The organism is Streptomyces sp. 2131.1 (assembly GCF_900105515.1).
Classification (GTDB): domain Bacteria; phylum Actinomycetota; class Actinomycetes; order Streptomycetales; family Streptomycetaceae; genus Streptomyces; species Streptomyces drozdowiczii.
The window spans coordinates 4,287,373-4,311,732 of record NZ_FNSY01000001.1 but is presented as its reverse complement, the minus strand read 5'-3'; the positions used below and the strand labels follow the sequence as shown (position 1 = coordinate 4,311,732).

The window sequence follows — 24,360 nt, the reverse complement described above, 5'->3', positions numbered from 1 at the left end:
CGACGAAGGGGCCGGTGTCCGCGGTGGCGGACACCGGCCCCTTCTCTTCGTGACACGGGCTCAGCCGTTCGCGTCGGCCTTCCAGTCGCGGGCGCGCAACGGCATCCGGGAGGAGCCGTCCTCCTCGGGGCGCACCGCCAGGATCTGGTTGACCCCGATCCGGTTGCGCTCGAAGGACAGCGCGGAGGCGGCCATGTACAGCCGCCAGACGCGGGCCCGCCCGGGCGAGACCAGCTTCACGGCGCGCCCCCAGCCCTGCTCCAGGTTAGCGACCCAGCGGCGCAGGGTCAGGGCGTAGTGCTCGCGCAGCGCCTCGACGTCCCGGGCCTCGAAGCCGGCCTCCTCCAGGAGGGCGAGGGTCCGGCCGACCGGGGCCAGTTCCCCGTCCGGGAAGACGTAGGCGTCGATGAACGCGTCGATCTCGTAGGCGGACTCGTCCTTCTCCGGACGGCGGCCGATCTGGTGGTTGAGGAGGCGCCCGCCGGGCTTGAGGAGGGCGTAGAGGTCGTCGGCGTACTCGCGGTAGCGGACGGAGCCGACGTGCTCCGCCATGCCGATGGACGAGATGGCGTCGTACGGGCCGTCGTGGACGTCCCGGTAGTCCTGGACCCGGATCTCGACGCGGTCGGTGAGGCCCTCGTCGGCGACGCGCTTCCTGGCGAAGGCGGCCTGCTCGGCGGAGAGGGTCACGCCGGTGACGCGGGCGCCGTACTCGCGGGCGGCGTGGATGGCCATGGAGCCCCAGCCGCAGCCGACGTCCAGCAGGCGGTCGCCTTCCTTGAGGGCGAGCTTGCGGCAGACGAGGTCGAGCTTGTCGCGCTGGGCGTCCTCCAGGGTTCCGGCGTCCTCCCAGTAGGCGCAGGAGTAGACCATGGAGGGGCCCAGGACCAGTGCGTAGAAGTCGTTGCCCACGTCGTAGTGGTGGCTGATGGCCGCCTTGTCGCGGCGTCTGGTGTGCAGGGCCCCGCCGCGTCCGCGTACCTCCTCGGGCGGCGGCGCGGGAGGCAGCCAGGGCGCGGACAGCTTCAGCAGGTCCTTCACGGCGTCCCGCACCCGGGGTTCACGCAGGGCCCGGAGACCGCCGCGCACGTCGCTTCCGCGCTCCCAGACGAGCCCGGCCATCAGGTCCAGGGCCTCGTACAGGTCCCCCTCGATGTCGAGTTCGCCGGCCACCCAGGCGCGGGCCAGGCCCAGTTCGCCCGGCTTCCACAGCAGCCGGCGCAGGGCCCGGCGGTTCCTGATGACGAGGACGGGGGCGCCGGGCGGTCCGGATTCGCTGCCGTCCCAGGCCCGGACGCGGACCGGTAGGGGTTCTCCCAGCAACTCCTGGGCGAGAGCGGTCAGCCGCGATGCGGCGTCTGCCATGGCGCACACCTCCGTGACGGTGTTTCCCGACGTGCCCAGACATGCCCATACATGTCCCGAGCCACGCCCCGGCGCCCGTGGCACCACCGGCATGGCACATTCCCCTCAACAGTCTCCGGCGGCCGGGCCATCCCGCTACCGGGCAAGGGAACGGCAAAACACATGCACACCACACGCATCCGCCTGGGGTCCGGCCCGCGGTCCCGCACCGCTCCGTCGTCCCCGGATACGCCGAAGAGGCCGCCCGCACCACGGATGGCGGACGGCCCCTTCGGGCGTCGTACTGCTGCTCCGGCCGGAGCGGGAGGCTAGGAGGCCTTGGCCTTCTCGCCCACCGGCTTGGCGGCGGCCGGGGCGGGAGCCGGCTTGGCGGCCTCGTAGAACTCCTCGCGCGGCGTCTCCATGGCGCCGAGCGAGACGACCTCGCGCTTGAGGAACATCGCAAGGGTCCAGTCCGCGAAGATGCGGATCTTGCGGTTCCAGGTCGGCATCGCCAGACCGTGGTAGCCACGGTGCATGTACCAGGCGAGCCGGCCCTTGAGCTTGATCTTCATCTTGCCCATGACGATCATCGCCACGCCCTTGTGCAGGCCCAGACCGGCGACCGCGCCCTTGTTGGCGTGGCTGTAGTCGGCCTGCGGGAAGCCGCGCATCCCGGAGATGACGTTGTCACCGAGGACCTTGGCCTGACGCAGCGCGTGCTGGGCGTTCGGCGGGCACCAGGCGTTGGGGTTGCCGGCCTTGCGGCCGACCATGTCCGGCACCTGGGCGTTGTCGCCGGCGGCCCAGATGTAGTCGGTGCCCTGCACCTGGAGCTTCTCGGAGGTGTCCACGTGACCGCGGGGGCCGAGCGGCAGACCGAAGCGGGCCAGCGCCGGGTTCGGCTTCACACCGGCGGTCCACACGATGGTGTTGGAGTCGACCTCCAGGCCGTTCTTCAGCACCACGTGACCGTCGACGCAGGAGTCCATGGAGGTCGAGAGGAAGACCTCGACACCACGGGACTCCAGGTGCTCGCGGCCCCAGGTCCCGAGCTTCGGGCCGACCTCGGGAAGGATCTTGTCGGCGGCGTCGACGAGGATGAAGCGCATGTCCTCGCGCTTCACGTTCGTGTAGTACTTCGCCGCGTCGCGGGCCATGTCCTCGACCTCGCCGATGGTCTCCGCACCGGCGAACCCGCCGCCCACGAAGACGAAGGTGAGGGCCCGGCGGCGGACGTCCTCGTCGGTGGTCGAGTCGGCCTTGTCCAGCTGTTCGAGGACGTGGTTGCGCAGGCCGATGGCCTCCTCGATGCCCTTCATGCCGATGCCCTGTTCGGCGAGGCCGGGGATCGGGAAGGTGCGGGAGACCGCGCCGAGCGCGATGACCAGGTAGTCGAAGGGCAGCTCGTAGGCCTCGCCGACGAGCGGCGCGATCGTGGCGACCTTGCGGTCCTGGTCGATGGTGGTGACGCGGCCGGTGAGGACCTCGGCCTTCGGCAGGACGCGTCGCAGCGGGACGACGACATGCCGAGGCGAGATGCTGCCGGCAGCAGCTTCGGGGAGGAAGGGCTGGTAGGTCATGTACGACCGGGGGTCGACGACCGTGACGGTCGCCTCGCCGTAGCGCATCTTCTTGAGGATGCGCCGAGCTGCGTACAGGCCTACGTACCCACCGCCTACTACGAGGATCCTGGGACGCTCCGTGGTGCTCATGCCATCGAGTATCCACCCCCCTCGGGGGGCATGCTCGTGAGCCCCTTCACAAGGTTGTGGCCACCCTCTGCTATAGTTCGCCGCCCACGTGACCCAGGTCATGGCCCGCGGCGGGAACCTCGTTACATCGGTGAACGTTGTTCACCGCCTGTGAGCTGGCCCTTGGGCCCCCGGCCCGGATCGAGGCCCTTCCCGGTCCACATCGCCGCAACACCCCCGGAACGCGTCGGTCCGTTCCGCGAGTGACCCCGCTCACCCCCGCCGTGACCCTTCCGGAGCAGAAGTGGGGCCCCAGGCGGCCAATCTCTTGTGAAGAAGTTCACGAAGTTGATGTCAGGTCGGCCCGAAAGCCGCCTCACCAGGCACATCCCGCCCACTCAAAGGTGCGGGCGGGATGACGCATGAGCACTCCGCGACGGCCCGGACTCAGGCCAGGGACCAGGCGATTCCGTCCAGAATGTCGTGTTCGCTCACCACGATCTCGCGCGCCCCGGCCCGCTCCATCACGGCCTGGAGGATCAGCGCCCCGGACGCGATCACGTCGACCCGCCCTGGGTGCATGGCACCGATCGCCGCGCGCTCCGCATGGGTCGAGGCCATCAGGCGCGCGGTGATCTTCCGGACCTGCTCCAGCGAGACGCGGGAGTGGTGGATCGCCTCGGAGTCGTACTCCTCCAGGCCCAGCGCGATGGCGGCCACCGTGGTGACCGTCCCCGCGAGGCCCACGAGCGTCGCCGCCAAGGTGATCGGCACGGTCTCCTCGGCCAGGTCCAGGGCGGCGGCCACGTCCGCGCGGATCGCCTCGGCTCCCTCCGGCGAGGGCGGGTCGCTGACGACCCCGTCGCGTACGAGGTGGCGCTCCGTCATCCGGACACAGCCGATGTCCACGGACCGGGCGGCCCGCACCCGGTCGTCGCCCACCACGAACTCGGTGGAGCCGCCGCCGATGTCCACGACCAGGTACGGCTTCGCCAGGTCGTCGCGCCCGGTCAGCTCCTTGGTCGCCCCGTCGAACGAGAACGCGGCCTCCTGGTCACCGCTGATCACCTCGGGCTCGACGCCCAGGATGTCCAGCACCCCGCGCACGAAGTCGTCCCTGTTCTCCGCGTCCCGGGAGGCGGAGGTCGCGACGAAGCGCACCTTCTCGGCGCCGTGCTCCGCGATCACCGCCGCGTAGTCCCGGCAGGCGGCGAACGTACGCTCCAGCGCCTCCGGAGCGAGCCGGCCGGTCCGGTCGACGCCCTGCCCCAGCCGGACGATCTCCATCCGCCGGGCGAACTCGACGAGCTCCCCCGTAACGGGGTCGGCGTCCGCGACCAGCAGACGGATCGAGTTGGTGCCGCAGTCGACGGCGGCCACACGCGTCATGCCGTCGCCCCCCGGCCCTCGTCCGTACCCTGCCCGCCGCACGGCGACACGCACGGCCCCTTGCGCCACCACTCCGGAAGCATCGCGATCGCCTCGTCGCCCAGCGGGTTGACCCCGGGGCCGGCGGCCAGCGAGTGCCCGACGAGCACGTGCAGGCACTTCACCCGGTCCGGCATGCCGCCGGCGCTCGGGAAGCCCTCCAGGACCTCGATGGCGTCGCGCCGCGTGATGTAGTCCTCGTGCGCCGCCCGGTAGGCCGCCGCGAGCTCCGGGTCCGTGCCCAGACGCTCGGTCATCTCCTTCATGACCCCGTTCGCCTCCAGCGTGCCGATCGCGGACGCGGCACGCGGGCACGTCAGGTAGTACGTCGTCGGGAACGGCGTGCCGTCCTCCAGCCGGGGCTGTGTCTCGACCACGTCCGGGTTGCCGCACGGACAGCGGTGCGCGATGGCGCGCAGCCCGCGCGGCGGGCGCCCCAGCTGCTGCTGGAACGCGGCGATGTCCGCCTCGGTGGGGTCGGTGGACTCGGTCTGGGGAGGGGGCGTTTCCATGCCTGCCTAGGGATCTGATCGGACTGCTCGAACCGCGGGTTCTGCGCAGAGGTACGGGGGTGGGGACGGGCGTCAGCCGCGGTCGGCGCTGTCGACGCCGTCCCACAGGTTGGAGTGCCACGGCCGGTCCGTGCCGGACTGCTTCCCGTCGCGCTCCTCGGCCGCGTCGGGGTCGACCACCGTGAAGCCGGTCTCCCCCGGGAGAAGGTAGTGCAGGTGCTCGCGGGCCAGCCGCTTGATGTACGCGTCGTCCTGGAGCCGGGCCTTCTCGTCCCGCAGCTCCTCGGTGCGCGCCTCGGCCTCCCGCGCCAGCCGCCGCTGGTCGGCGATCTCGTCGCGCTGCGACACGTACTGACGCATCGGGTACGCGAGGGCGACGATCAGCGAGCAGACGACCAGGGCCAGGAAGGCGGCCCGGCCGGTGAGCCGGGAACGGCGGGCCTGCCGCCGGTTCTGGGACCGGTAGACGCGGGCTGCGGTCTGCTCACCGAGCAGCCGCAGCCGGGTCGCGGTGGAGAACCGGTCCCGGTCCTTCACGGCCATGTTCCCGCCTCCCCTTTACGCACGTCCGTCCCCGCACACGGTACGGGACCGAGCGCGGGGACGGACGGAGGCGGGGGGTACCCGAGGGGGCGTCAGCCCCCGAGGGCACGTCAGCCCTTGAAGCGCGGGAACGCCGAGCGGCCCGCGTACACCGCGGCGTCGTCGAGGATCTCCTCGATGCGCAGCAGCTGGTTGTACTTGGCGACGCGGTCCGAGCGGGCCGGGGCGCCGGTCTTGATCTGACCGCAGTTCACGGCGACCGCGAGGTCGGCGATGGTGACGTCCTCGGTCTCGCCGGAGCGGTGCGACATCATGCACTTGAAGCCGTTGCGCTGGGCCAGCTCCACGGCGTCCAGGGTCTCGGTCAGCGAACCGATCTGGTTGACCTTGACGAGCAGGGCGTTGGCCGAGCCCTCCTCGATGCCGCGGGCCAGGCGCTCCGGGTTGGTGACGAAGAGGTCGTCGCCGACGATCTGGACCTTGGCGCCGAGCTTGTCGGTGATGACCTTCCAGCCGGCCCAGTCGTCCTCGTACAGCGGGTCCTCGATGGAGACCAGCGGGTACGCGGAGACGAGCTCCTCGTAGTACTCGGTCATCTCGGCGGCCGAGCGGGACTTGCCCTCGAACTCGTAGGAGCCGTCCTTGTAGAACTCGGACGCGGCGACGTCGAGCGCGAGCGCGATGTCCTTGCCCGGGGCGTAGCCGGCCTCCTTGATGGCCTCGATGATGAGGTCGAGGGCGGCGCGGTTGGACTCCAGGTTCGGCGCGAAGCCGCCCTCGTCGCCGAGGCCGGTGGACAGGCCCTTGGTCTTCAGGACCTTCTTCAGCGTGTGGTAGACCTCGGCGCCCCAGCGCAGGGCCTCGGAGAACGACTCGGCGCCGATCGGCGCGATCATGAACTCCTGGATGTCCACGTTGGAGTCGGCGTGCGAACCGCCGTTGAGGATGTTCATCATCGGAACGGGCAGCAGGTGCGCGTTCGGGCCGCCGAGGTAGCGGAACAGCGGGAGGTCGCTGGCCTCGGAGGCGGCGTGGGCGACGGCGAGGGAGACGCCGAGGATGGCGTTGGCGCCGAGCGAGCCCTTGTTCTCCGTGGCGTCCAGGTCGAACATCGCCTGGTCGATGAGGCGCTGCTCGGTGGCGTCATAACCGACGAGCTCCGGGCCGATCTGCTCGATCACGGCGAGGACGGCCTTCTCGACGCCCTTGCCCTGGTAGCGGTTGGGGTCGCCGTCGCGAAGCTCAATGGCCTCGAACGCGCCGGTGGAGGCGCCGGACGGAACAGCAGCACGACCGGTGCTGCCGTCGTCGAGGCCGACCTCGACCTCGACCGTGGGGTTGCCCCGGGAGTCGAGGATTTCCCGGGCTACGACGACGTCGATGGACGGCACGAGGCATCTCCTTCTGGGATATGACGCTTGTTGTGCAGGGTCACTTTGGCCTTGCGACAAGAGCCTAACCGGCCCGGCCGTCTGCGTCGGCCGACCGCCCGTCCCCTGGGACGAAAAAGGGCCCGAAGGCGGGCACACCGGGGCGAAACGCCAGATATTTACTGGCCGGTAACTACAACAGTTGAACGATCAAGGGGGTATCGGAGCCCCTGATGCGGCATGCCCCGGCCCGGCGCGCACGGGGGGAGGTGCACACCGGGCCGGGGCGGCCCGAGCGGTCAGCGAGGAGGGACCGCGACTACTTCGTCAGGTGGAGCTGCTGACCCGGGTAGATCAGGTCGGCGTCGTCGACGATGTCCTTGTTCAGCTTGAACAGCTGCGCCCAGCCGCCCTTGACGTGGTGCTCGGCGGCGATCTTGCTCAGCGTGTCACCGGAGACGACCTTGTACTCGCCGTCACCCTTGGCGACCTTCTTGCCGGTGGGGGTGGTGACCGTCTTCTTCGGGGCGTCCGAGCGGTCGGAGCGGTTGGTGGCCGGGGCCTCGGTGCGCTCGGCCTTCTTCGGGGCGGCCTCCTGCTTGGGGGCGGCCTCCTGCTTCGCGGAGCCGGAGCCGGTGTCGACGCCCGGGTCGACACCGTCGTTGGTCAGGTTGCCGGCACCGGCGCAGGACCAGGCGCCCGGGCCCTGCATGTCGAGGAGCTTCTCGGCGGTGGCGATCTGCTGGGCCTTGGTGGCCAGGTCGGCGCGGGCCGCGTACTGCGTACCGCCGGCGGCGGCCCAGCTGGACTGGGAGAACTGCAGCCCGCCGTAGTAGCCGTTGCCGGTGTTGATCGACCAGTTGCCGCCGGACTCGCACTGGGCGACGGCGTCCCACGTGGCGACGGAGGCGGCCGAGGCGTTGGTGGCGCCCATCAGCGGGACGGCGACGGCTGCACCGGCGACACCGGCCAGCGTGGCGACACGGACGGCCTTGGACGGACGGCGGTGCTTGTTGCCCTTGCGGTTGAACAGCATCGAGTCTTCTCCTCACCGACGCCTGCGAGGTGAGCTGTCGGGTTCGGGCCAAGTGAGTTGCCCGGCCGCGCTCCTGGCGCGACTTCACCCCTAGCCGGTCCTGATGCGTCTCCCGACGATCCGGCCCAGCGCCTACCTGGGTCCCCCGCTCCTGCCTACGGCGCTTTCGCGTCTGTTCCCTTCGACCGACGGCAGGATTCGGCGTGACGGTCGACGGGGCCCGCGGTGCGAGCGGTTCAGACCGTAATCACATCCAACCCTCATATTCAAAGACGGACATACCGGATAATCATCCCGTACGAGCATCCGATGAGCCCTCATTTGTGCAGGTCGGAAGGGATGCGGCGGGACCTCACGGACAAGGGGCGCCAGTTCACGCAAAGAGACCCATGTCTCACTCGGTCAAAAGTGGGACACAGGCCTCTTAAACCACCCAAAACTCAGCCGGCTCTCAGCTGCTCATCGGCGGCTCTCACTGTGCGTCAGCCGGGGTCTCTGCAGGCGCCTCGGCCGGGGCGTCCGGCGCGGTGCCGGACGAGGTGTCGGCCGCGGTGCCCTCGGTGCCGGACAGGCCGAGGTCGAGGTTCTGGCCCGGCAGGATGAGGTCCGGGTCGGAGCCCACCTCGGCCTTGTTCGCCTCGTACAGCTCGGGCCAGCCGCCGGGCAGGTTCTGCGCGTCGGCGATGGCCCACAGGTTGTCACCCGGCCGGACGGTGTACGTGTCGGAGCCCGCCTGCACCGCACCGTCACGCGCCTCGCCGTCGCCCCGCGAGGCGTGCCGGCCCGTGTCGCGGCCGCCGTCCGCCTCGGCGGTGTCGTCGGCGGCCGGGGCGCCCCGGTGCTTGCCGCCCGTCTCCCGCGCGTCGCCCGACGGGTCGGCCGAGCCGGAGGGGTCCGCGGACGGGGTGGAGGAGGGATCGGCGGCCGGGTCGGCCGACGGAGAGGCACCGGCGCCCTTCCCGGCGCCCCCGCCCGTGTGCTTGCCGGTGCTCTTCCCGGCGCCCTTGTCCGTGGCCGTACCGCCGGCCGCGTCGTCCGTGGCCTCGTCCGAGGGGGTGGTGGCGGTCGCGTCCGACGAGGCGTCGTCCGCCGGGTCGGTGCCGAGCCCGGCGTCCAGGCCCGAGTCGGCGCCGCGGGCGGGCTCGCCGGAGCCCTCGTCGCCCGGGTCGACGTCCGCCGAGCCCGCGCTCTTGCCGAGCCCCGAGATCACCGCGCAGCTGGGCCACGCCTTCGGCCCCTTGGCGGCCAGGACCCGCTCGGCCACCGCGATCTGCTGCGAGCGGCTGGCGAGGTCGGCGCGCTCGGCGTAGGCCTCACCGCCGTACGCCTTCCACAGCTCGGGCGAGAACTGGAGGCCGCCGTAGAAGCCGTTGCCCAGGTCAGCGCTCCAGATCCCGCCGCTCTCGCACTCGGCCACCCGGTCCCAGGTCGACGCGTCCGCCGCGTGTGCGCTTGCCGCGCCGAGCAGCGGGATGGCGATGGCCGAGCCGGTGACGCCGGCGGCGACGACGATGGCGGGTGCCTGACGAGGGCGACGGTGTCTGCCGTTCGCGGAGCCCATGGGAGTTGCCTTCCGTGTGACTGACAAGCGACTGGTGAGTCGAACGGTGAACCTAGCGGGAGTCGAACGTGAGTCACAAGTCGATGCAGCGCAGATCACGTGAAAGTCACAGAGTTGACAGAGTGTCACTTTCGCCGATGCGCTCCCCCGGCGTGAATTGCACCGGCAGTGTGCGCAATCCGCGCATGATGAGCCCGCCGCGCCAGCGCAAATCGTCAGGATTGCCCGCAAGTCGCAGGTCCGGAAGGCGCGTCAGAAGTGTGGCGAGCGCGGACTGCCCCTCGAGCCGGGCGAGCGGTGCTCCCAGACAGTAATGAATGCCGTGCCCGTAGCCGAGGTGCTGATTGTCGCGCCGCGAGAGGTCCAGCGTGTCCGGTCCGCCGAACCGCGCGGGGTCCCGGTCGGCCGCCGCGAGCACCACGAGCACCGGGTCGCCCTCTTCGACGCGCTGTCCGCCGATGGTCAGCGGCTCGGTCGCGAACCGCCAGGTCGCCAGCTCCACGGGCCCGTCGTAGCGCAACAGCTCCTCGATGCCGGTCGCCAGCAGCTCGCTCTCCCCCGCCGCCAGGGACCGCTGGAGCCGTTCCCGCTCGACCGGGTGGCACAGCAGGGTGTGGAGCCCGTTGCCGATCAAGTTAACGGTCGTTTCAAAACCGGCGAACAGTAGGATAAAAGCCATGGCTGCGGCCTCGTTCTCGGTGAGGTGCTCGCCATGGTCGCTCGCCCGGATCAGCCCCGAGATCAGGTCGTCGCCGAGGTCCTCGCGCTTGCGGTGGATGAGTTCGAGCAGGTAGGCCCGCATCTTCTTCACGGACCTGGCCACCCCGCCGCGCGGCCCGCCGCCGTGCCGGATCATCATGCCCGCCCAGTCCCGGAAGTCGTCCTGGTCCTCGCGCGGGACGCCGAGCAGGTCGCAGATCGCGTAGATGGGGAGCGGGAAGGCGAATTCGTGGATCAGGTCGGCCTCCCCCTTCTCCACGAACCCGTCGATGAGCCGGTCCGTCAGCTCCTGCACGCGGGGCGCGAACTGCGCGATGCGCCGGGGCGTGAACGCCTTGGACACCAGGCGGCGCAGCCGGGTGTGGTCGGGCGGGTCGATGTTGAGCAGGTGCGTCATCAACTCGGCCTTGCGCTCGCCCGGGATACCGGTCTTCCCCTTGGCGTGCGCGGGCTCGGCGTGGTGCGCCGGGTTCTTGGACAGCCGGGCGTCGGCGAGGGCCTGCCGGGCGTCCGCGTACCGGGTCACCAGCCATGCCTCGACCCCGCTGGGCAGCGTGGTGCGGTGCACGGGGCTGTGCTCGCGCAGCCAGGCGTAAGCGGGGTACGGGTCGGTGGCGAACTCCCACGTGAAGAGCTCCGGCGCGGGTGGCGCGGCGGCGGGGGAGGTAGGGCCGGGACAGCCGGCGGGTACGGAGGCGGCTTCGGCGGAGGTGTCGTCGGGCGCGCCCGCGGGTACGCAGGACGCGGCGTCGGCGGGGAGGTCGGCGGGGCTGGCGTTCACTCCACGACGTTATCCGGTGCCCTCCGCCTTCCTGATCGCGTCCCGGTACGCGCGCCCCGCGGCCCGTAGCGCGGCCTCCGGGTCGATGCCGTCCTCCTGGGCGCGTACCGCGAGGGCGAGGAGGCGGTAGCCGATGTCGTCGCCCTCGGGGAGGGGGACGTCGAGTCCGGCGGTACGGGCGCGGCTCGCGAGTTTCGCGGCGAGTGCCAGGCCGGGCTGGCCGAGGGGTACGCCGTCGGTGACCGACGCACGCTGCTTCTCGATCGCCTTGGTGCGCAGCCAGTGGGCGTGCACGTCCTCCGGGGTCTCGGCGGTCTCGTCGCCGAAGACGTGCGGGTGGCGGTGGATCAGCTTCTCGATCAGTGTGCCGGCGACGTCGTCCACGGAGAACGGCTCCTCACCGCTTCCCGGGATGCCCTCTTCCGCGATGCGCGCGTGGAAGACCACCTGGAGCAGCACGTCGCCCAGTTCCTCGCGCAGTTCCTCGCGGTCGCCGTCCTCGATCGCCTCGACCAGTTCGTACGCCTCCTCGATGGCGTACTTGGCGAGGCCCTCGTGGGTCTTCCGCGAGGTCCACGGGCACTCGACGCGGATGCGGTCCATGACCTGGACGAGGTCGAGGAGCCGGGCGCCCGGCAGGTCGTACGAGCCCGGGAGCAGTTCCAGGTCCGGCATCCGGACCCGCCCGGAGCCGGCCAGCCTGGCCAGGCCGTCGGTGAGCGGCTGGTTGCCCTCGCCGCCGGTGAGGACGACCACGGTCCGGCCGCCCGCGCAGGCGTCGACGAGCTGTTCGGCGTCGGGGACGCCGGGGGTGACGGTGACGCCGGCCTCGCGCAGGTACGGCAGCTGGGGCTGTTCCGGCTCACCGCAGCGCACCTCGTCGGCGGCGTGAAGCGCCTGCCAGGCGGGCCAGGACAGCAGTCCGGGCGCGACCCGGTGGCTGGCGGTGAGCAGGACGATGCGGCCGGGGTCTTCAGCGTTCACAGCGCCGAATCTACCCGGCCGCGCGCGGCGGCTGTCAGGCCCCGGCCTCGGCGGCCGCCTGGGCGGGCTTGGTGACCTGGGAGATCCAGGGGGCCTTGTAGTCGCCCAGCTGGATCTGCTTGTTGTCCCAGGTGCCGTAGCGGGGGTTGACGTCGACCTTCAGCGCCTTGGACGCGTTGGTGAGGGCGTCGCCGATGGCCTTGGTGCCTTCGGGGGTGGACGGGTCGGCGCCGAGGGCCTGGCCGAGCTTGGTGATCTGGATCTGCTCGCGCAGGAAGGCGTCGATCTGGCCCGGGGCGAGCCAGCGCTCCTGGAGGACGGCCTGCCGCAGCCCCTTCTCGCCCTGGTACTGCGCGACGGCCGACTGCCGCATCTGCTGGATCTCCGCGCGGGTCACGGTGACCCCCGCGTCCGCCGCGGCCCGGTCGAGGACGCGGTCCAGGATCAGCCCGTGCAGCTTGGCACGGGCGAGCTGGCCGGACTGGTCGGTGAGCTGGGCGGCCTGCGGGGACGAGCCCTGCGCCTCGCGTACGTCCGCCACCTGGGCCTGCACGGTGGACACCGTGATCCGGTCCCCGCCGACGACGGCCGCGGCGCCGGGGTGGGCCTGGCTGCCGCAGGCGGTGAGGAGCGGCGCTGCGGCGAGCAGCGCGGCGGAGACGGTGAGCGCGGTGCGACGGCGGCGGTGCAAAGGAGCCTCCCGAGGAGATTGTGCGGCGGTGCACAAGGCCTTGCGGTGATCGATGTTAGGCAGTGGAAGTGGTCCGGGCCACTGATTCGACCAACGATTCGGGAGGAGTTGGGGATGCGGGCCGCCCCGGGTCAGACGGTGGCTCGCGCGACGGGGACGAGTCCGGCCACGATGTCCAGGCTGTTGTTCCTGACCAGGGCGGGGAAGAAGAGGCGCAGCGCGCTGCCCGTGGACTCGTCGACCAGGTCGAAGGACTTCTTCAGGACCCGGTTCTTGACCTCGGTTCGGGTGAGGCCCTGGAGCGGGAACGTGGCCAGGTGCCGGTCTGGCTTGGCGAAGGCCGGGTTGGCGACGAAGAGGAAGAGCCTCTCGCGGCTGACCGCCAGGTATATCGGGGTGGGGGCTGCCGCCGCGATCATCGTGCCGCCGCTCAGTACCGCCGCGGCGACGCCCATCGCCAGGTTCCGCTTGACCGAGATCTCGCTCAGGTTCACCAGGGAGGTCGCCACTATCTGCTCCCCGGGCTCCAGCATCGGCGTCACGGCCTTCATCAGCGCGCGGCTTCGTCTTCCGTTCACAGCATCCCTCGGTGACTCGTGTGGTCCATGCGGCCGGAAGAGGTCCCTCCCCCGCGTCGGGGACATTGTGACCCACTCGCCCCGGCTTTCCCGCCGCCGCCTCAGGGCACGGGTTCCGGCCGTTTCCGGGGCGGGGTGTCGGGGCGCAGCATGATCGTGCGCGAGATCACGAAGGTGATGGGGATGGCGGCCGCCGCCGCGACGAGCGGTGCGTACCGGCTGCTGAATCCGGCGAGGTCGACCAGGAGGTAGACGCCGCCGGTGGTGATGACGAAGTTGGCGGCGTTGGTGAGCGGGAAGAGCAGGAACTTCCGCCAGGTGGGCCGGGTGCGGTAGGTGACGTACGAGGTGAGGAAGAAGGAGCCGGTCATGCTGAGCGCGAAGGCGAGGGTGTGCGCGGCCAGGTAGGGCAGTACGTGCAGGAGCAGCAGGTAGCAGCCGTAGTACGTCCCGGTGTTCACCGCTCCGACGAGGACGAAACGTATGAGTTGTCCGGGGAGGGTCATCGGCGTACGAACTCCCGGGGCTCCTCCGGTGCGGGGGTGCGGGCGCGGGTGTTGGTGTCCTTGACGAGGAAGTGGGGGCGGCGCTTGACCTCGTAGTAGATGCGGCCGACGTATTCGCCGACGACTCCGGCGAGCACCATCTGGACGCCGGCGAGTGCGGTGACGACGACGAGCAGGGTGACGTAGCCGGGGGTGTCGACGCCGCGTACGAGGGCGACGCCGACGATCCAGGCGGCGTAGGCGAGGGCGAGTGAGGTGAGGAGGAGGCCGAGGTAGAGGGCGGCGCGCAGGGGTTTGTTGTTGAAGGAGAGGAGCCCGTCCAGGCCGTAGTTGAGGAGCTTGCCGAAGGTCCAGGCGGAGCGGCCCTGTTCCCGTACGGCGTTCTCGTAGCTGAAGGTCGTGGTGGGGAAGCCGACCCAGGCGAAGAGGCCCTTGGAGAAGCGGTTGTACTCGGTGAGGGCGAGCACGGCGTCGGCCGCGCGGCGCGACAGGAGCCGGAAGTCGCCGACTCCGTCGACGAGTTCTACGTCGACGAGGCGGTTGATGAGCCAGTAGTAGGCGCGTGCGGTGAGGGTGCGGGTGACGCGGTCGCCTGCGCGGGTGCGGCGGGCGATGACCTGGTCGTGGCCCTTGGCGTGCTCCTGCAGCATGCGTCCGACTAGTTCCGGGGGGTGCTGGAGGTCGGCGTCCATCAGGACGACCGCATCTCCCTCGGCGTGCTGGAGGCCGGCCAGCATGGCGGCCTCCTTGCCGAAGTTGCGGCTGAAGGAGACGTAGCGGACGCGGGGATCGGCGGCGGCCAGTTCCTGGATGAGGGGGAGGGTCCGGTCGGCGCTTCCGTCGTCGATGTAGACGACCTCGAACGCGTGGCCGAGGCGGGACATTTCGTCCGTGACGCGTTCATGGAAGCGTTCGAGGATCTCTTCCTCGTTGAAACAAGGCACCACCAGCGAGATCAGCACCCATGTACATCAACCGGTCGAAGTGTCGCCCTTCGGAGCCGGGTGTGGCCGGGGGGCGGCCATCGGGTGAACGGCCCCGGACGCTTTCCCCGGAGCCCGCGCACTCAACCGGAGCCCGCGCACTCAACCGCCCCGGACCTCCATCTGGCGCTCCAGTTGCCGGCGCAGTTCGACGGCCTGCGGGTGATGGGGGCCGTAGGTGCGCTCGGTGTCGTACAGGAGCGCCTGGAGCTGGGCGCGGGCTCCCGCGTGGTCGCCGAGGGCGAGGAGCAGCTGTCCGATGCGGTGGCGGATCTCGTACGAGCGTGCCGGGTCGTTGCCGGTGGCGTACTGGTTCTCGTAGTACGGCAGGACGGCGCGGTACTCGGCGAGTGCGGCGGCGGGCTCCCCGAGCTGTTCGAGGCACTGGGCGACGTCGCAGCGGTAGCCGAGGGTCTGCGGGTCGGCGGCGCCGGCCTCGGCCGTGCGGTCGTCGGCGAGCCGGCGCAGTTCGGGCAGGGCGCGGCGGTACTGGCCGTCGTCCATGAGGGTCGCGGCGTACTGCTTGCGCAGGATGCGGACGACCGGGGAGCCGGGCCCGTGCTGTTCGGCGGCGACGGGCAGGAGCCCGCCGAGCAGGTCGACGGCCTGGGTGATGCGGCCCTCGCCGAGCAGCTTCTTGACCTCGTCGACGGCGGCGGCGACGTCCGTCCGGGCGGGCGCGGCGGCGGGTCTGGCGGGCGGCGGGGCCGTGGGGCGGTCGGGCCAGGGGGCGTGCGGGCGCAGGAAGGGGCGGGTGGGGTCGAGGGGTCCGGAGGGCGGCCGGGAGCCGCGCGCGGGCAGCAGCGGGGCGAGCTGTTCGTACACCTCCTGGGCGCTGTCCGGGCGGTGCTGCGGGTCCTTGGCGAGCAGCCGCAGGACGAGCGCTTCCAGGTCCTCGGGGATGTCGGGCCGGATCTGCCGGACGGGCACGGGCGGTTCGTAGAGGTGGCGGTGGAGCACGCCGAGGGCGGTGGACCCGGCGAACGGCACGTCGCCGCTGAGCAGTTCGTGCAGCAGGACGCCGAGGGCGTAGAGGTCGGTGTACGGGCCGACGGCACCGCCCATCGCCTGCTCGGGGGCCATGTAGGCCGGGGAGCCGATGGGTGAGCCGGTGTGCGTGAGGCGGGTGGTGTCGGTGTCGAGGACGGAGGCGACGCCCAGGTCGAGGACGAGGACGGTGCCGTCCGGACGGACCATCACGTTGCGGGGCTTGAGGTCGCGGTGGACGATCGGCACGGCGTGCACGGCGCTGAGGACGGCGCACAGCTGCGCGGCGACCGCGACGGCCCAGGGCCACGGGTAGGGGTCGTGCTCGGCGAGGTGGTCGCCGAGGTCGGCGCCCTCCACGTACTGCATGACGAGGAACAGGTCGTCGCCGTCGCTGCCCGCGTCGTGCACGGTGACCAGGCCCGGGTGGTCCACCTGGGCGGTGACCCGGCACTCGCGGACGAAGCGGCGGCGCAGTTCGTCGGCGGCCTCGCTGCCGATGGGTCCGGTGACCCGGTCGGGGCGCAGCAGCTTGACGGCGACCCGGCGATCCAGGCGCTGGTCGTAGGCGGTCCAGACCTGGCCCATGCCGCCCTGGCCGAGGATCGTGGCCAGCTCGTACCGCCCGCCGATGAGGCGACCGCTCACCGGCCCTCCTCCTTGCGGAGGTAGTCGCTCAGCTCGTCGAGCTCGGCGCGGACCTGGTCGATGCGCTGGGGCGCGGGGTGCTGCCGGGGGTCCGGGGCGGGGCGCGCGTCCTCGGGCTGGGGACAGCGCGTGAGGGGAAGCGGGTAGGGCTGCTGCTGGTGGGGCGGGTAGTGCTGCGGCTGCCCGTACGGGGGCGTCGGGACGGGCGCGGTGGTCAGGTATCCGTAACCGGGGACCGGCTGCGGGAAGCCGGCGGCCTTCCCGGTCAGGCGGGCGTGGAAACGTACGTCGGCGACGAGGTAGTGCACGCAGGCGCCCGCCAGCACCAGAAGCAGCAGCGGGATCAGCACGTTGTCGATGCCGTGCGCCTCCACGTTCGGCTCGTCCCTTCCGAGGATGGGCAGCAGCACGCAGACGAACACGAAGCCGGCGCCGGCGATCCACCAGTCGAGGGCGCGGCGGCGGACGAACGCCAGCCTGAGCAGCGGTGCCCAAAGCAGCATGCCGATGGAGCAGACCGCGAGCAGGATGAACAGGACGCGCATGGAGACGATCCAGGCCCTGCCGGGGACCCGGCGCGGCGCCGTGGGCGGAAGACCCGGGGCGTACATGGCTGCTCCTGGATTGCCTGGTCGTGAAACGTCCGCGCGCACACGGGCGTGCGTGCGGATCCGAGCGTAAGGGGCGACACCGACAGAGTGCCCGGGGTTGTGCACAACCGTTGTGGTTCCGGTCACTCGGGCGTGACCGTACCGTCCGTCAGTCCGTCGTAGAGGCCCTGGACGAGCTGTCCGCCGAGGCGTCCGGCGAGCCGCAGCGCGTCCTCGAACGCGGCGAGGGCGCGGAACCGTTCGCCGTAGCGCCGCTGCTCCGCCAGGGGCAGGCGCGGCAGTTGGAGGCGGCGTGCGTCGAGGCGGGTCGCGGTGGAGGCGTGGCTGCTGGCCTGGCGGTTGTTGGTGGTGCCGCGCAGGAAGCCGGCGAGGAACCAGGGGTCGACGACGTCCGGGTCGGGGCGCAGCAGCTGGAGGTTGCGGCCGAGGGCGGCGCCGGCGGTGTTCTCGTCGACGACGCGGACGACGGTGACGCCGCCGAGCACGGGTACGACGACGTCGCCGGCCGCGACGAGCACCGGCTCCTCGGGGGTCTGGTCGGCGGGCAGGCTGCCCGAGGGCGCGGTGCCCGCGAGCACGTCGTGCTCGGTGAGGACGGGGCCGTGCCCGGTGCCGGTGCCGCCGTGGCGCAGCTGGAGGGCGCCGGCGCGGGCGAGTTCGCCGATGGTCGTGAGCGGGCGGTGCGCGGGGGTGGTGAGGGCGGGGGGCGGCGGGGTGAGCCCGGTGGCGAGGCCCAGGGTGCGGGTCAGCCGTTCCCGTACGCCGGCCAGCTCGGCGGGTCCGCCGGTGGCGGCGGGGGACGGCAGGTGGCGGGCGGGGGCGAGGTCGACGTCGTCGTCGAGGAGTTCGATGACGGGGACGGTGCGGGAGGCGGCGCCGGGGGCCGTTTCGCGCTGTTCGCTCCCGGGGGTCTCGCCGGGGGCGTCGTACGCGTGCCAGGCGTCGAGCACGGCGTGGCGCAGGGCGGTGAGGTCGAGGCGGTCGCGGCCGCCGCCGGTGGCCTGTTCGGCCGGCTCGGCGGTGTCGACCAGCAGCAGTGCGGGCGTGGGGTGCGGTTCGGCGCCGGGCCTGCGCAGCACCCACAGGTGCAGCGGGATGCCGTACGGAGGTGCGGCGCCGGCCGGGAGCGCGATGACGGCGCGCAGTGCGCCACGGCGCAGGAGGTCGGCGCGGATGCGGCGGCCGGAGCGGCGGGAGGCGGCGGCGGGCGGCATCAGGAGGACGGCGGTGCCGCCTTCGCGCAGCCGGGCCAGCGCGTGCTGCACCCAGGCGAGTTCGGACTCGGTGCGGGCGGGGAAGCCGTACTCCCAGCGCGGGTCGTAGGCGAGTTCGTCATGGCCCCAGTTGCGCTCGTTGAACGGCGGGTGGCAGAGCACGGCGTCGGCGGTCAGGTCCGGGAAGGCGTCGGTGCGCAGGGTGTCCCCGGTCCGCACGTCGACCGCGCAGTCGGCGGGCGCGGTGCGCAGGGCGAGGCGGAGCGCGGTGACGGCGGCGAGTCCGGGGTCGCTCTCCTGCCCGTACAGCCCGGCCGGTCCGGGGGCGGCGGCCAGCAGGGCGCCGGTGCCCGCGGCGGGGTCGAGAACGGTGCGCACGCCGGGTCCGCCGGTTCCGGCCAGCTCCGCCATCAGCCCGGCGAGTCCGGGCGGGGTCAGCGTGTACTGGCGCGGGTTGGCGTCGAGTTGACGGCCCAGCAGGAAGTCGTACGTGTCCCGGGTGCCGGATTCGGCGGCCAGTTCGGCGGCGCCGCGCAGGAGCGGTACGGAGGGCAGGAGTTCGGCGCGGTCCGGGGTGTGCACGGCGCGTCCGGTGCCGGCGGGCCCGAAGCGGTCGGCGAGGGCGTCGTTCAGCGCGAGGGAGAGCACGCCGGCCATCCGGTCGTCGGAGACTCCGGTGATCTCGCGCCAGGCGGCGGGGCTCCGGTCCACAAGGAGCAGGGCGCAGCCGGTGTGGACGAGGGCGGTGACGGCGCCGGCCGGGTGGCCGGACAGCTGCTGCCAGACGCGTTCGCGGAGCGGTACCTCGGCGAGCTTGCCCTGGTCGCGCAGCCATCGCTCGACCTCGGGCAGGGCGAAGGAGGGGCTGGTCTCGGTGCCGCCGACGGGCTGGGGGAAGTCGGCGTGCCGGCGGCGCCAGTTGCTGACGGCGGCGCGTCCCACGCCGGCCAGCCGGGCGATCCCGGCGGCGGTCACCTCTGTCGCGTTCTCCGGCACTTGCTGTCTCCCTGGTCGGCCCCCTGTGTCGGCGAGCATACCGACCCACCCACACCCCCACGGTTCACACATCAAATAACCATGCACAGATAACTCGTGGTTGACTCGGTTCACAGAATTTGTTCTGATGACCGCGTCGTCACCCCATCTGCCTCGGAGCCCTCCCCCATGCGCCTTCTCACCCGTACCGCTGTGAACACCGCCTGCGCCTTCGCCGTGCTGGGCCTGGCCGCCTGCGGCGGCACCGACACGACGTCCTCGAAGGAGGCGGCCCCGAAGAACTCCCCGGCGAGGGAGGCCGAACCCTTCGCGAAGCTCTCGGGCCCCGAGGTCGTCAACAAGGCCATGGCGGCCACCAAGAAGGCCAAGTCCATGAAGATCGGCATCGACACGACGTCGGACGGGGAAAAGGTCTCCGCCCACCTCAGCAGCGACACCTCCGGCAACTGCACCGGCACGATGGCCATCGGCCCGGCGGGAGCGATGGAGATCCGCAAGACGGGTGACACCGTCTACACGAAGTACGACGAGGCGCTGCTGCGCGAACAGTCCAAGGGCGAGCCCGCCGAGGACATCGATGCAGCGGTGGACATGCTCGCGGGCAAGTGGCTGAAGTCGAAGGCGTCGGAGCCCGACAACAAGGACATGCTCGAGCTCTGCGATCTGAACTCGCTGCTGGAGGACTCCGCAAGCAACGACACCGAAGCCCGGAAGGACGGCTCCACGACTGTCGACGGCCACCCGGCCCTGCGCCTCATCGAGAAGGACGGCGCGGCAAGCTACACGCTCACGGTGGCCACCGAGGGGCAGCCGTACATCCTCAAGATCGACGCCGCCGGCAACGAGGACCCGATGACGATGACGCTCTCCGAGTTCGGGAAGCCCGTCGTCGTGCGCAAGCCCGCCGCGAAGGACATGGCCGACATCGGCTGACCGGCCCAGGCCGGGCCGCCCGTCGGCACACCGCGACCGACGACCCCTCACCCGCCCGCACGCACAGGAACCCGCCGGTGTCCGGAGCACGGGTTACGAGGACTCGAAGCCGGGAACAGCGTTCTCAGCCGCCGCACTGCTTCAGCATCATGTCCTTGTCCGCGCTCGTCACCGGCAGGTCGTACTTCAGCGAGACCTGGGCGAAGCGGAGCGCGTACGCGCAGCGCACCGGCTTGTACGGGGGGAGCCAGGTCGCGGGGCCCGCGTCGCGCTTGGCGTTGTTGGCGGGGCCGTCCACGGGGATGAGGTTGAGCGGGTCGTTGGCGATCTGCTGGCGCTTGGACTCGTTCCAGCGGGCGGCGCCCATCTGCCAGTCGTACGACAGCGGCATGACGTGGTCGATCTGCACCTTGGTCGCCTGCTGCTTGCGCCACTCGATGGTCTTGCCGGTGTACGGGTCCTTGAGCGTCATCGAGACGACCACGCACTTCGAGCCGGATCGCAGCTCGACGTCCTTGCCGTCGCGGGCGAGCAGGTCATTGCGGGTGTCGCAGCCGTTGTGGGACAGCGGGACGTCGTCCACGGAGTCCTTCCAGGCGTACCCGAACTTATCCCGTTCGTACCCGGTCTTCGGGCCGCGCCCCTTGGTGGCGACCTTCTCGATCACCTTGCGGGCCGCCGCCCGGTCCTTGTCCGAGGTGAGGGGTGCGAGGCCGGGCTTCGTACCGTCCTCGTTCTCCAGCGGACTGGCGCCGAAGCCGGTGACGGACTGGCCGCCGCCGTCCGCGCCGCCGGTGGTGGTGTCGATGTCCTTGGGCAGTTGATCGGGGTCGCAGGCGCTCAGCGCCAACGCGGCCGTCGCGGCCAGGGCGGGGACCAGTACTCGACACACGCGGGGAGATATCACTCGTAGCCGTCCTGACGGGGAGAAAGCCGAACCAACCCGGGAATCCTATGGACTTCTTCCCTGTCGGAAGAATTTCATGGCAGCGACGTGTTCCCGCGTGCGGGGCGGGTCACCCATCGGGCCGCCGCCCCGTCACACCTTCCCGATGCCCAGCGTGTTCTCCGACGGCAGCAGCCCGGACCCGATCGCCGCGACCCACAGCGGGCCCAGCAGCGCGACGAGCCGTTCGCGCTCCGCGTCCGTGAGCACCCGCCACGGTCCCGCCGCCGCCTCGTCCGTAAGCCGTTCGACCTCGGCCCGCAGCGCCCGGCCCGCCTCGGTCGCCGTGCCGTCACCGGCCACCAGGCCCCGCTTCTCCAGCCGTTCGCGCGCCGCCCGCCACTCCTCGTCGCCCCAGCCCCGGCTCGCGAACACCTCGGGCCGGGCGGCCCCGATCGCAGCGAAGGACACCAGCGCCTCGACCGGGTCCAGCTCCGCGTCGGCCAGCGCGGCGAGGTGGCCGTCGCCCCGGTGCTCGCGCAGGACGGTCGCCGCGTGCCACACGGCGAGGTGGGGTGCGTCCGGCCACGGCAGCGCGGCGTTCGCGGCGGCGAGCGGCCGGTCCGCCGTGTCGGCGGCCTCCGCGACCCGCCGCAGCAGCGCGGCGGCCTCCGCCGTGTCCGGCGCGTCGGCCGCCTCCCCCAGGAGCGTCCGGTACGCGCGGTCGACGGCCCGGCCCCGCGCGGCCAGCACGGCGTCCGGCGACGCGACGGACCAGACGCCGGGGACGTACGCGCCGACCATGCCCGGGCTGAAGCTGTAGAACGTCTCCCCGACCCGGTCCGCCCCCACCGCACCCAGCGGCGCCGCCCGCCAGGCGAAGTAGCTCGGCCACCGCTCGTCGACGCCGTACCCGAGGGCCGCGGCCTCCTCGAACGCCTCCGGCGCGTAGTACAGGACGGCGTGCACGGGCTCCAGCAGGTGCCACAGCTGCCGTACGCGACCCAGTTCCTCGGACATGCCCCACACCTTCCGCCACGCACCGGCCATCTAGCCACTGCCTAGATCTCAAGAGTGCGCGCGATCCGCGAACTTGTCAACGACTAGATCCCGCGTAACCTGCTGTCCATGACCAGCGACCGCGCCTACCACCACGGCGACCTGCGGCGGGCCGTCCTCACCGCCGCCCTCGACGTCATCCGCACCGAGGGCCCCGCCGCGCTCAGCCTCCGCGACCTGGCCCGCCGGGCCGGCGTCTCCCACGCCGCACCCGCCCACCACTTCAAGGACCGCACGGGCCTGCTCACCGCCGTCGCCGCCGAGGGCTACGCCCTGTTCGCGGACACCCTGGCCGCCGCCCCGGACCTGCGGGAGCGAGGCGTGGCGTACGTACGGTTCGCGACGACCCACCCGGCCCACTTCCAGGTGATGTTCCAGCCGGACCTCTACCGCACGGACGACCCGGACCTCCTCGCCGCGAAGGACCGGGCCACGGCGGAACTGCGCGCGGGCGTCGCCACCCTGGCCCCCACCGGCGCCCCCCGCCTCACGGGCATCGCCGCCTGGTCCCTCGCCCACGGCTTCGCCACACTGCTCCTCAGCGGCAACCTGACCGACGCGGTGGGCGACCGCGATGCGGAGGAGGTGTTCCGCGAGGTGGGGCGGCTGCTGTTCACGCCGGGCCGGGACTGACCTCCTCCCCCTGGTACGCCACCGCATCCCCCTCCAGATCCCGGATGCGCGGAATCGGTGACGGCAGGAGCCAGAGCAGGGAGAGGCAGCCGCCCACCGCCGCCGCCAGGAGCGTGGGGCGCGGGCCGAGGAGCGTGGCCAGGGCGCCTCCGGCGACCGCGCCCACCGGCCGTACGCCGTAGTTGACCGTGCCGAACGCGCCCACCACGCGGCTGCGCATCCCGTCCGGGATCACCGCCGCCTGGAGGGAGTTGAGGTTGACGTCGAACAGCATGACGCCGAAGCCGGAGAGGGACTCCGCCCCGGCCAGCGCGGTGGCGCGGAGCCAGAGCGGGCCGTTCGCGGCGGCGGCGAGGGCGATCGGGGCGGGGAAGAGGACCGCGCCCACGAGGATGCCCCGGCCCACGCCCGGGCGGCGGGAGATCGCCGGGGCGCACACCGCGCCGAGCAGGGCACCGGTCGCGCCGAGGCCCAGGGCGAGGACGATCGCGCCGAGGAGGCTGGGCGCCCAGACGAGGACGGTCAGCCAGGCGCCCTGGTTGGCGGAGGCACCCAGGGCGCTCACCGCGATGAGGGGCAGGGCCAGTTCGGTGATGCGGTCGCCGAACTGGGAGACCGTCTCCCCCGCCCAGAAGCGGGTGAACCGCCGGTCCCGCCATAACGACGACGTCTACTCTCACGTCTTGTCAGAGGTGCGGCTCATCCTGATCACTTCTGTCGCTCTCGACCCGTAACTGCCTTGTCCAAATGGCCCATTCGCGGCAAAGGACCGAAGGGCCCTCACCTCCCGCCGCCCCGCTGCCGACAACCAACGCATGATCACCTCTCCCTCACGACGTTCCAGGACGCTCGCCGCCGCAGCCGCCACGGTGTGCGCGCTCACGGTCTCGGGCGCACTGCCCGCCTCCGCCTCCGCCTCCCGTGCGGAGCCGGCCGCCGCCGAGGCACCATTGCTGGTGTCCCTGGGCGACAGCTTCATCTCCGGCGAGGCCGGGCGCTGGGCCGGCAACAGCAACGTGCGCGCGAACGGCTACTCCGGCACCGACCGGGCCTGGGACCCGGCGACCGGCAAGCGTGACCCGTACCGGGTGTACGGGTCGTCCTACGACAACGGCTGCAACCGCTCCGACGTGGCCGAGGTCCAGTCCGTCACGCTCGACCTCAGCCGCCTCAATCTCGCCTGCTCGGGGGCGACCTCGAAAGCGGTGCTGCTCCCGGAGAGCGGCGGCAAACCGTTCAAGGGCGAGCGCTCGCAGGCCAGGGAGATCAGCTCGGTCCTGGCGGACGCGGCCGACGAGGGCGGCGCGGAATTCCTGGACCTGTCACGGTCGTTCGAGGGCCGCGAGGTGTGCTCGACCAGCACCCGGCAGGCCGACGCCGCCCATCCCCCCGCCGGTGACACCAGCGAGTGGGTCCGCTTCGTGACCTCCGGCATCGGTCAGGGCCAGAAGCAGGAGTCCCTGCACCCCAACCGCTACGGCCAGCAGGCCCTCGGCACCTGCCTGACCCTTCAGCTGGAACAGCCGTCGGGCGACCGCCGCTGCACCAACGCCCCGGGTCGGGGCCCCGCCACGATGCGGCTGAACTCCATCGACTGACCTCTGTACGGGAAACGGGAGTGGGTGCGGTACGCCGTCGGCGTACCGCACCCACTCCCGTTCG

The 24,360-nt window shown here is 71.8% G+C and carries 23 protein-coding genes and 1 riboswitch; of the genes, 3 read left to right on the top strand and 20 right to left on the bottom strand.

The genetic code is table 11. The annotated features are described in order from the left end of the window. Positions 1-60: 60 nt before the first annotated feature. The 17 genes from BLW14_RS19415 to BLW14_RS19335 all read right to left on the bottom strand — a co-directional run bounded on the left by BLW14_RS19415 (position 61) and on the right by BLW14_RS19335 (position 19,187). The gene (locus tag BLW14_RS19415) at positions 61-1,365 is read right to left on the bottom strand and encodes an SAM-dependent methyltransferase (protein ID WP_093708513.1); all 1,305 of its coding nucleotides are present in this window, start codon (positions 1,363-1,365) and stop codon (positions 61-63) included. A 308-nt stretch (positions 1,366-1,673) separates the two neighbouring features. After that, the gene (locus BLW14_RS19410) at positions 1,674-3,059 is read right to left on the bottom strand and encodes an NAD(P)/FAD-dependent oxidoreductase (protein ID WP_093708512.1); all 1,386 of its coding nucleotides are present in this window, start codon (positions 3,057-3,059) and stop codon (positions 1,674-1,676) included. 426 nt (positions 3,060-3,485) lie between these two features. Continuing rightward, complete coding sequence (locus BLW14_RS19405; protein WP_093708511.1) at positions 3,486-4,427, bottom strand: Ppx/GppA phosphatase family protein; 942 nt, start codon at positions 4,425-4,427, stop codon at positions 3,486-3,488. Beyond that, the gene (locus BLW14_RS19400; RefSeq protein ID WP_093708510.1) at positions 4,424-4,978 is read right to left on the bottom strand and encodes a DUF501 domain-containing protein; all 555 of its coding nucleotides are present in this window, start codon (positions 4,976-4,978) and stop codon (positions 4,424-4,426) included. Before BLW14_RS19400 ends, BLW14_RS19405 begins: the two co-directional genes overlap by 4 nt. A gap of 72 nt (positions 4,979-5,050) precedes the next feature. After that, positions 5,051-5,521, bottom strand: a complete 471-nt coding sequence (locus tag BLW14_RS19395) for an FtsB family cell division protein (RefSeq protein WP_093708509.1) — start codon at positions 5,519-5,521, stop codon at positions 5,051-5,053. 110 nt (positions 5,522-5,631) lie between these two features. Beyond that, entirely contained in the window at positions 5,632-6,912 is a 1,281-nt protein-coding gene (eno, locus tag BLW14_RS19390) for a phosphopyruvate hydratase (protein ID WP_018104074.1), read from the bottom strand. Between the two features lie 298 nt (positions 6,913-7,210). Beyond that, entirely contained in the window at positions 7,211-7,927 is a 717-nt protein-coding gene (locus BLW14_RS19385) for a transglycosylase family protein (protein ID WP_093708508.1), read from the bottom strand. Positions 7,928-7,931: 4 nt separating this feature from the next. After that, a riboswitch (cyclic di-AMP (ydaO/yuaA leader) is annotated at positions 7,932-8,100 on the bottom strand. Between the two features lie 299 nt (positions 8,101-8,399). Beyond that, positions 8,400-9,488 (bottom strand): LysM peptidoglycan-binding domain-containing protein, encoded by a 1,089-nt coding sequence (locus tag BLW14_RS19380; protein ID WP_093708507.1) that lies wholly within the window; start codon positions 9,486-9,488, stop codon positions 8,400-8,402. A gap of 106 nt (positions 9,489-9,594) precedes the next feature. After that, complete coding sequence (locus BLW14_RS19375; RefSeq protein WP_093708506.1) at positions 9,595-10,989, bottom strand: cytochrome P450 family protein; 1,395 nt, start codon at positions 10,987-10,989, stop codon at positions 9,595-9,597. A 9-nt stretch (positions 10,990-10,998) separates the two neighbouring features. Then, a complete protein-coding gene (locus BLW14_RS19370) occupies positions 10,999-11,973 on the bottom strand; it encodes a nucleoside triphosphate pyrophosphohydrolase (RefSeq protein WP_093708505.1) in 975 nt (324 codons plus the stop codon). Positions 11,974-12,007: 34 nt separating this feature from the next. Then, positions 12,008-12,664, bottom strand: a complete 657-nt coding sequence (locus tag BLW14_RS19365) for a SurA N-terminal domain-containing protein (RefSeq protein ID WP_093708504.1) — start codon at positions 12,662-12,664, stop codon at positions 12,008-12,010. A gap of 131 nt (positions 12,665-12,795) precedes the next feature. Continuing rightward, a complete protein-coding gene (locus BLW14_RS19360; protein ID WP_256332839.1) occupies positions 12,796-13,242 on the bottom strand; it encodes a hypothetical protein in 447 nt (148 codons plus the stop codon). A 101-nt stretch (positions 13,243-13,343) separates the two neighbouring features. Continuing rightward, positions 13,344-13,748 carry a GtrA family protein gene (locus tag BLW14_RS19355; RefSeq protein WP_093708502.1) on the bottom strand — a complete coding sequence of 135 codons (405 nt, stop codon included), beginning with the start codon at positions 13,746-13,748 and terminating at the stop codon, positions 13,344-13,346. After that, the gene (locus tag BLW14_RS19350; RefSeq protein WP_093708501.1) at positions 13,745-14,710 is read right to left on the bottom strand and encodes a glycosyltransferase family 2 protein; all 966 of its coding nucleotides are present in this window, start codon (positions 14,708-14,710) and stop codon (positions 13,745-13,747) included. The genes BLW14_RS19355 and BLW14_RS19350 overlap by 4 nt, the downstream gene beginning before the upstream one ends. A gap of 123 nt (positions 14,711-14,833) precedes the next feature. Further along, entirely contained in the window at positions 14,834-16,366 is a 1,533-nt protein-coding gene (locus BLW14_RS19345; RefSeq protein ID WP_093708500.1) for a serine/threonine-protein kinase, read from the bottom strand. Next, positions 16,363-16,977 carry a hypothetical protein gene (locus tag BLW14_RS19340; protein ID WP_093708499.1) on the bottom strand — a complete coding sequence of 205 codons (615 nt, stop codon included), beginning with the start codon at positions 16,975-16,977 and terminating at the stop codon, positions 16,363-16,365. Before BLW14_RS19340 ends, BLW14_RS19345 begins: the two co-directional genes overlap by 4 nt. A 122-nt stretch (positions 16,978-17,099) precedes the next feature. Next, positions 17,100-19,187, bottom strand: a complete 2,088-nt coding sequence (locus tag BLW14_RS19335; RefSeq protein ID WP_093708498.1) for an N-6 DNA methylase — start codon at positions 19,185-19,187, stop codon at positions 17,100-17,102. Positions 19,188-19,355: 168 nt separating this feature from the next. Here BLW14_RS19335 and BLW14_RS19330 point away from each other — a divergent pair, with 168 nt between their 5' ends. Next, on the top strand, positions 19,356-20,120 hold the full coding sequence (locus tag BLW14_RS19330) for a hypothetical protein (RefSeq protein WP_093708497.1): 765 nt from the start codon (positions 19,356-19,358) through the stop codon (positions 20,118-20,120). Between the two features lie 124 nt (positions 20,121-20,244). On the opposite strand, the gene BLW14_RS19325 is transcribed toward BLW14_RS19330, so the two are convergent. Both BLW14_RS19325 and BLW14_RS19320 read right to left on the bottom strand, forming a co-directional pair. Further along, complete coding sequence (locus BLW14_RS19325) at positions 20,245-21,027, bottom strand: HNH endonuclease family protein (RefSeq protein ID WP_177154032.1); 783 nt, start codon at positions 21,025-21,027, stop codon at positions 20,245-20,247. A 132-nt stretch (positions 21,028-21,159) separates the two neighbouring features. Further along, positions 21,160-22,026, bottom strand: a complete 867-nt coding sequence (locus BLW14_RS19320) for an SCO6745 family protein (protein WP_093708495.1) — start codon at positions 22,024-22,026, stop codon at positions 21,160-21,162. A gap of 108 nt (positions 22,027-22,134) precedes the next feature. On the opposite strand from BLW14_RS19320, the gene BLW14_RS19315 reads away from it, so the two are divergent. After that, positions 22,135-22,698 (top strand): TetR/AcrR family transcriptional regulator, encoded by a 564-nt coding sequence (locus BLW14_RS19315; RefSeq protein ID WP_093708494.1) that lies wholly within the window; start codon positions 22,135-22,137, stop codon positions 22,696-22,698. On the opposite strand, the gene BLW14_RS19310 is transcribed toward BLW14_RS19315, so the two are convergent. Next, positions 22,679-23,263, bottom strand: a complete 585-nt coding sequence (locus BLW14_RS19310; RefSeq protein WP_256332838.1) for an MFS transporter — start codon at positions 23,261-23,263, stop codon at positions 22,679-22,681. The genes BLW14_RS19315 and BLW14_RS19310 overlap by 20 nt on opposite strands. Before the next feature lie 250 nt (positions 23,264-23,513). On the opposite strand from BLW14_RS19310, the gene BLW14_RS19305 reads away from it, so the two are divergent. Beyond that, the gene (locus BLW14_RS19305) at positions 23,514-24,296 is read left to right on the top strand and encodes a hypothetical protein (protein ID WP_256332837.1); all 783 of its coding nucleotides are present in this window, start codon (positions 23,514-23,516) and stop codon (positions 24,294-24,296) included. Positions 24,297-24,360 lie beyond the last annotated feature (64 nt).

What these genes read in the sequence shown, in the direction of transcription:
- BLW14_RS19415 (WP_093708513.1), bottom strand. Translation starts at nt 1,365, where the DNA reads ATGGCAGACGCCGCATCGCGGCTGACCGCTCTCGCCCAGGAGTTGCTG.
- BLW14_RS19410 (WP_093708512.1), bottom strand. Translation starts at nt 3,059, where the DNA reads ATGAGCACCACGGAGCGTCCCAGGATCCTCGTAGTAGGCGGTGGGTAC.
- BLW14_RS19405 (WP_093708511.1), bottom strand. Translation starts at nt 4,427, where the DNA reads ATGACGCGTGTGGCCGCCGTCGACTGCGGCACCAACTCGATCCGTCTG.
- BLW14_RS19400 (WP_093708510.1), bottom strand. Translation starts at nt 4,978, where the DNA reads ATGGAAACGCCCCCTCCCCAGACCGAGTCCACCGACCCCACCGAGGCG.
- BLW14_RS19395 (WP_093708509.1), bottom strand. Translation starts at nt 5,521, where the DNA reads ATGGCCGTGAAGGACCGGGACCGGTTCTCCACCGCGACCCGGCTGCGG.
- BLW14_RS19385 (WP_093708508.1), bottom strand. Translation starts at nt 7,927, where the DNA reads ATGCTGTTCAACCGCAAGGGCAACAAGCACCGCCGTCCGTCCAAGGCC.
- BLW14_RS19380 (WP_093708507.1), bottom strand. Translation starts at nt 9,488, where the DNA reads ATGGGCTCCGCGAACGGCAGACACCGTCGCCCTCGTCAGGCACCCGCC.
- BLW14_RS19355 (WP_093708502.1), bottom strand. Translation starts at nt 13,748, where the DNA reads ATGACCCTCCCCGGACAACTCATACGTTTCGTCCTCGTCGGAGCGGTG.
- BLW14_RS19340 (WP_093708499.1), bottom strand. Translation starts at nt 16,977, where the DNA reads ATGTACGCCCCGGGTCTTCCGCCCACGGCGCCGCGCCGGGTCCCCGGC.
- BLW14_RS19330 (WP_093708497.1), top strand. Translation starts at nt 19,356, where the DNA reads ATGCGCCTTCTCACCCGTACCGCTGTGAACACCGCCTGCGCCTTCGCC.
- BLW14_RS19320 (WP_093708495.1), bottom strand. Translation starts at nt 22,026, where the DNA reads ATGTCCGAGGAACTGGGTCGCGTACGGCAGCTGTGGCACCTGCTGGAG.
- BLW14_RS19315 (WP_093708494.1), top strand. Translation starts at nt 22,135, where the DNA reads ATGACCAGCGACCGCGCCTACCACCACGGCGACCTGCGGCGGGCCGTC.
- BLW14_RS19305 (WP_256332837.1), top strand. Translation starts at nt 23,514, where the DNA reads ATGATCACCTCTCCCTCACGACGTTCCAGGACGCTCGCCGCCGCAGCC.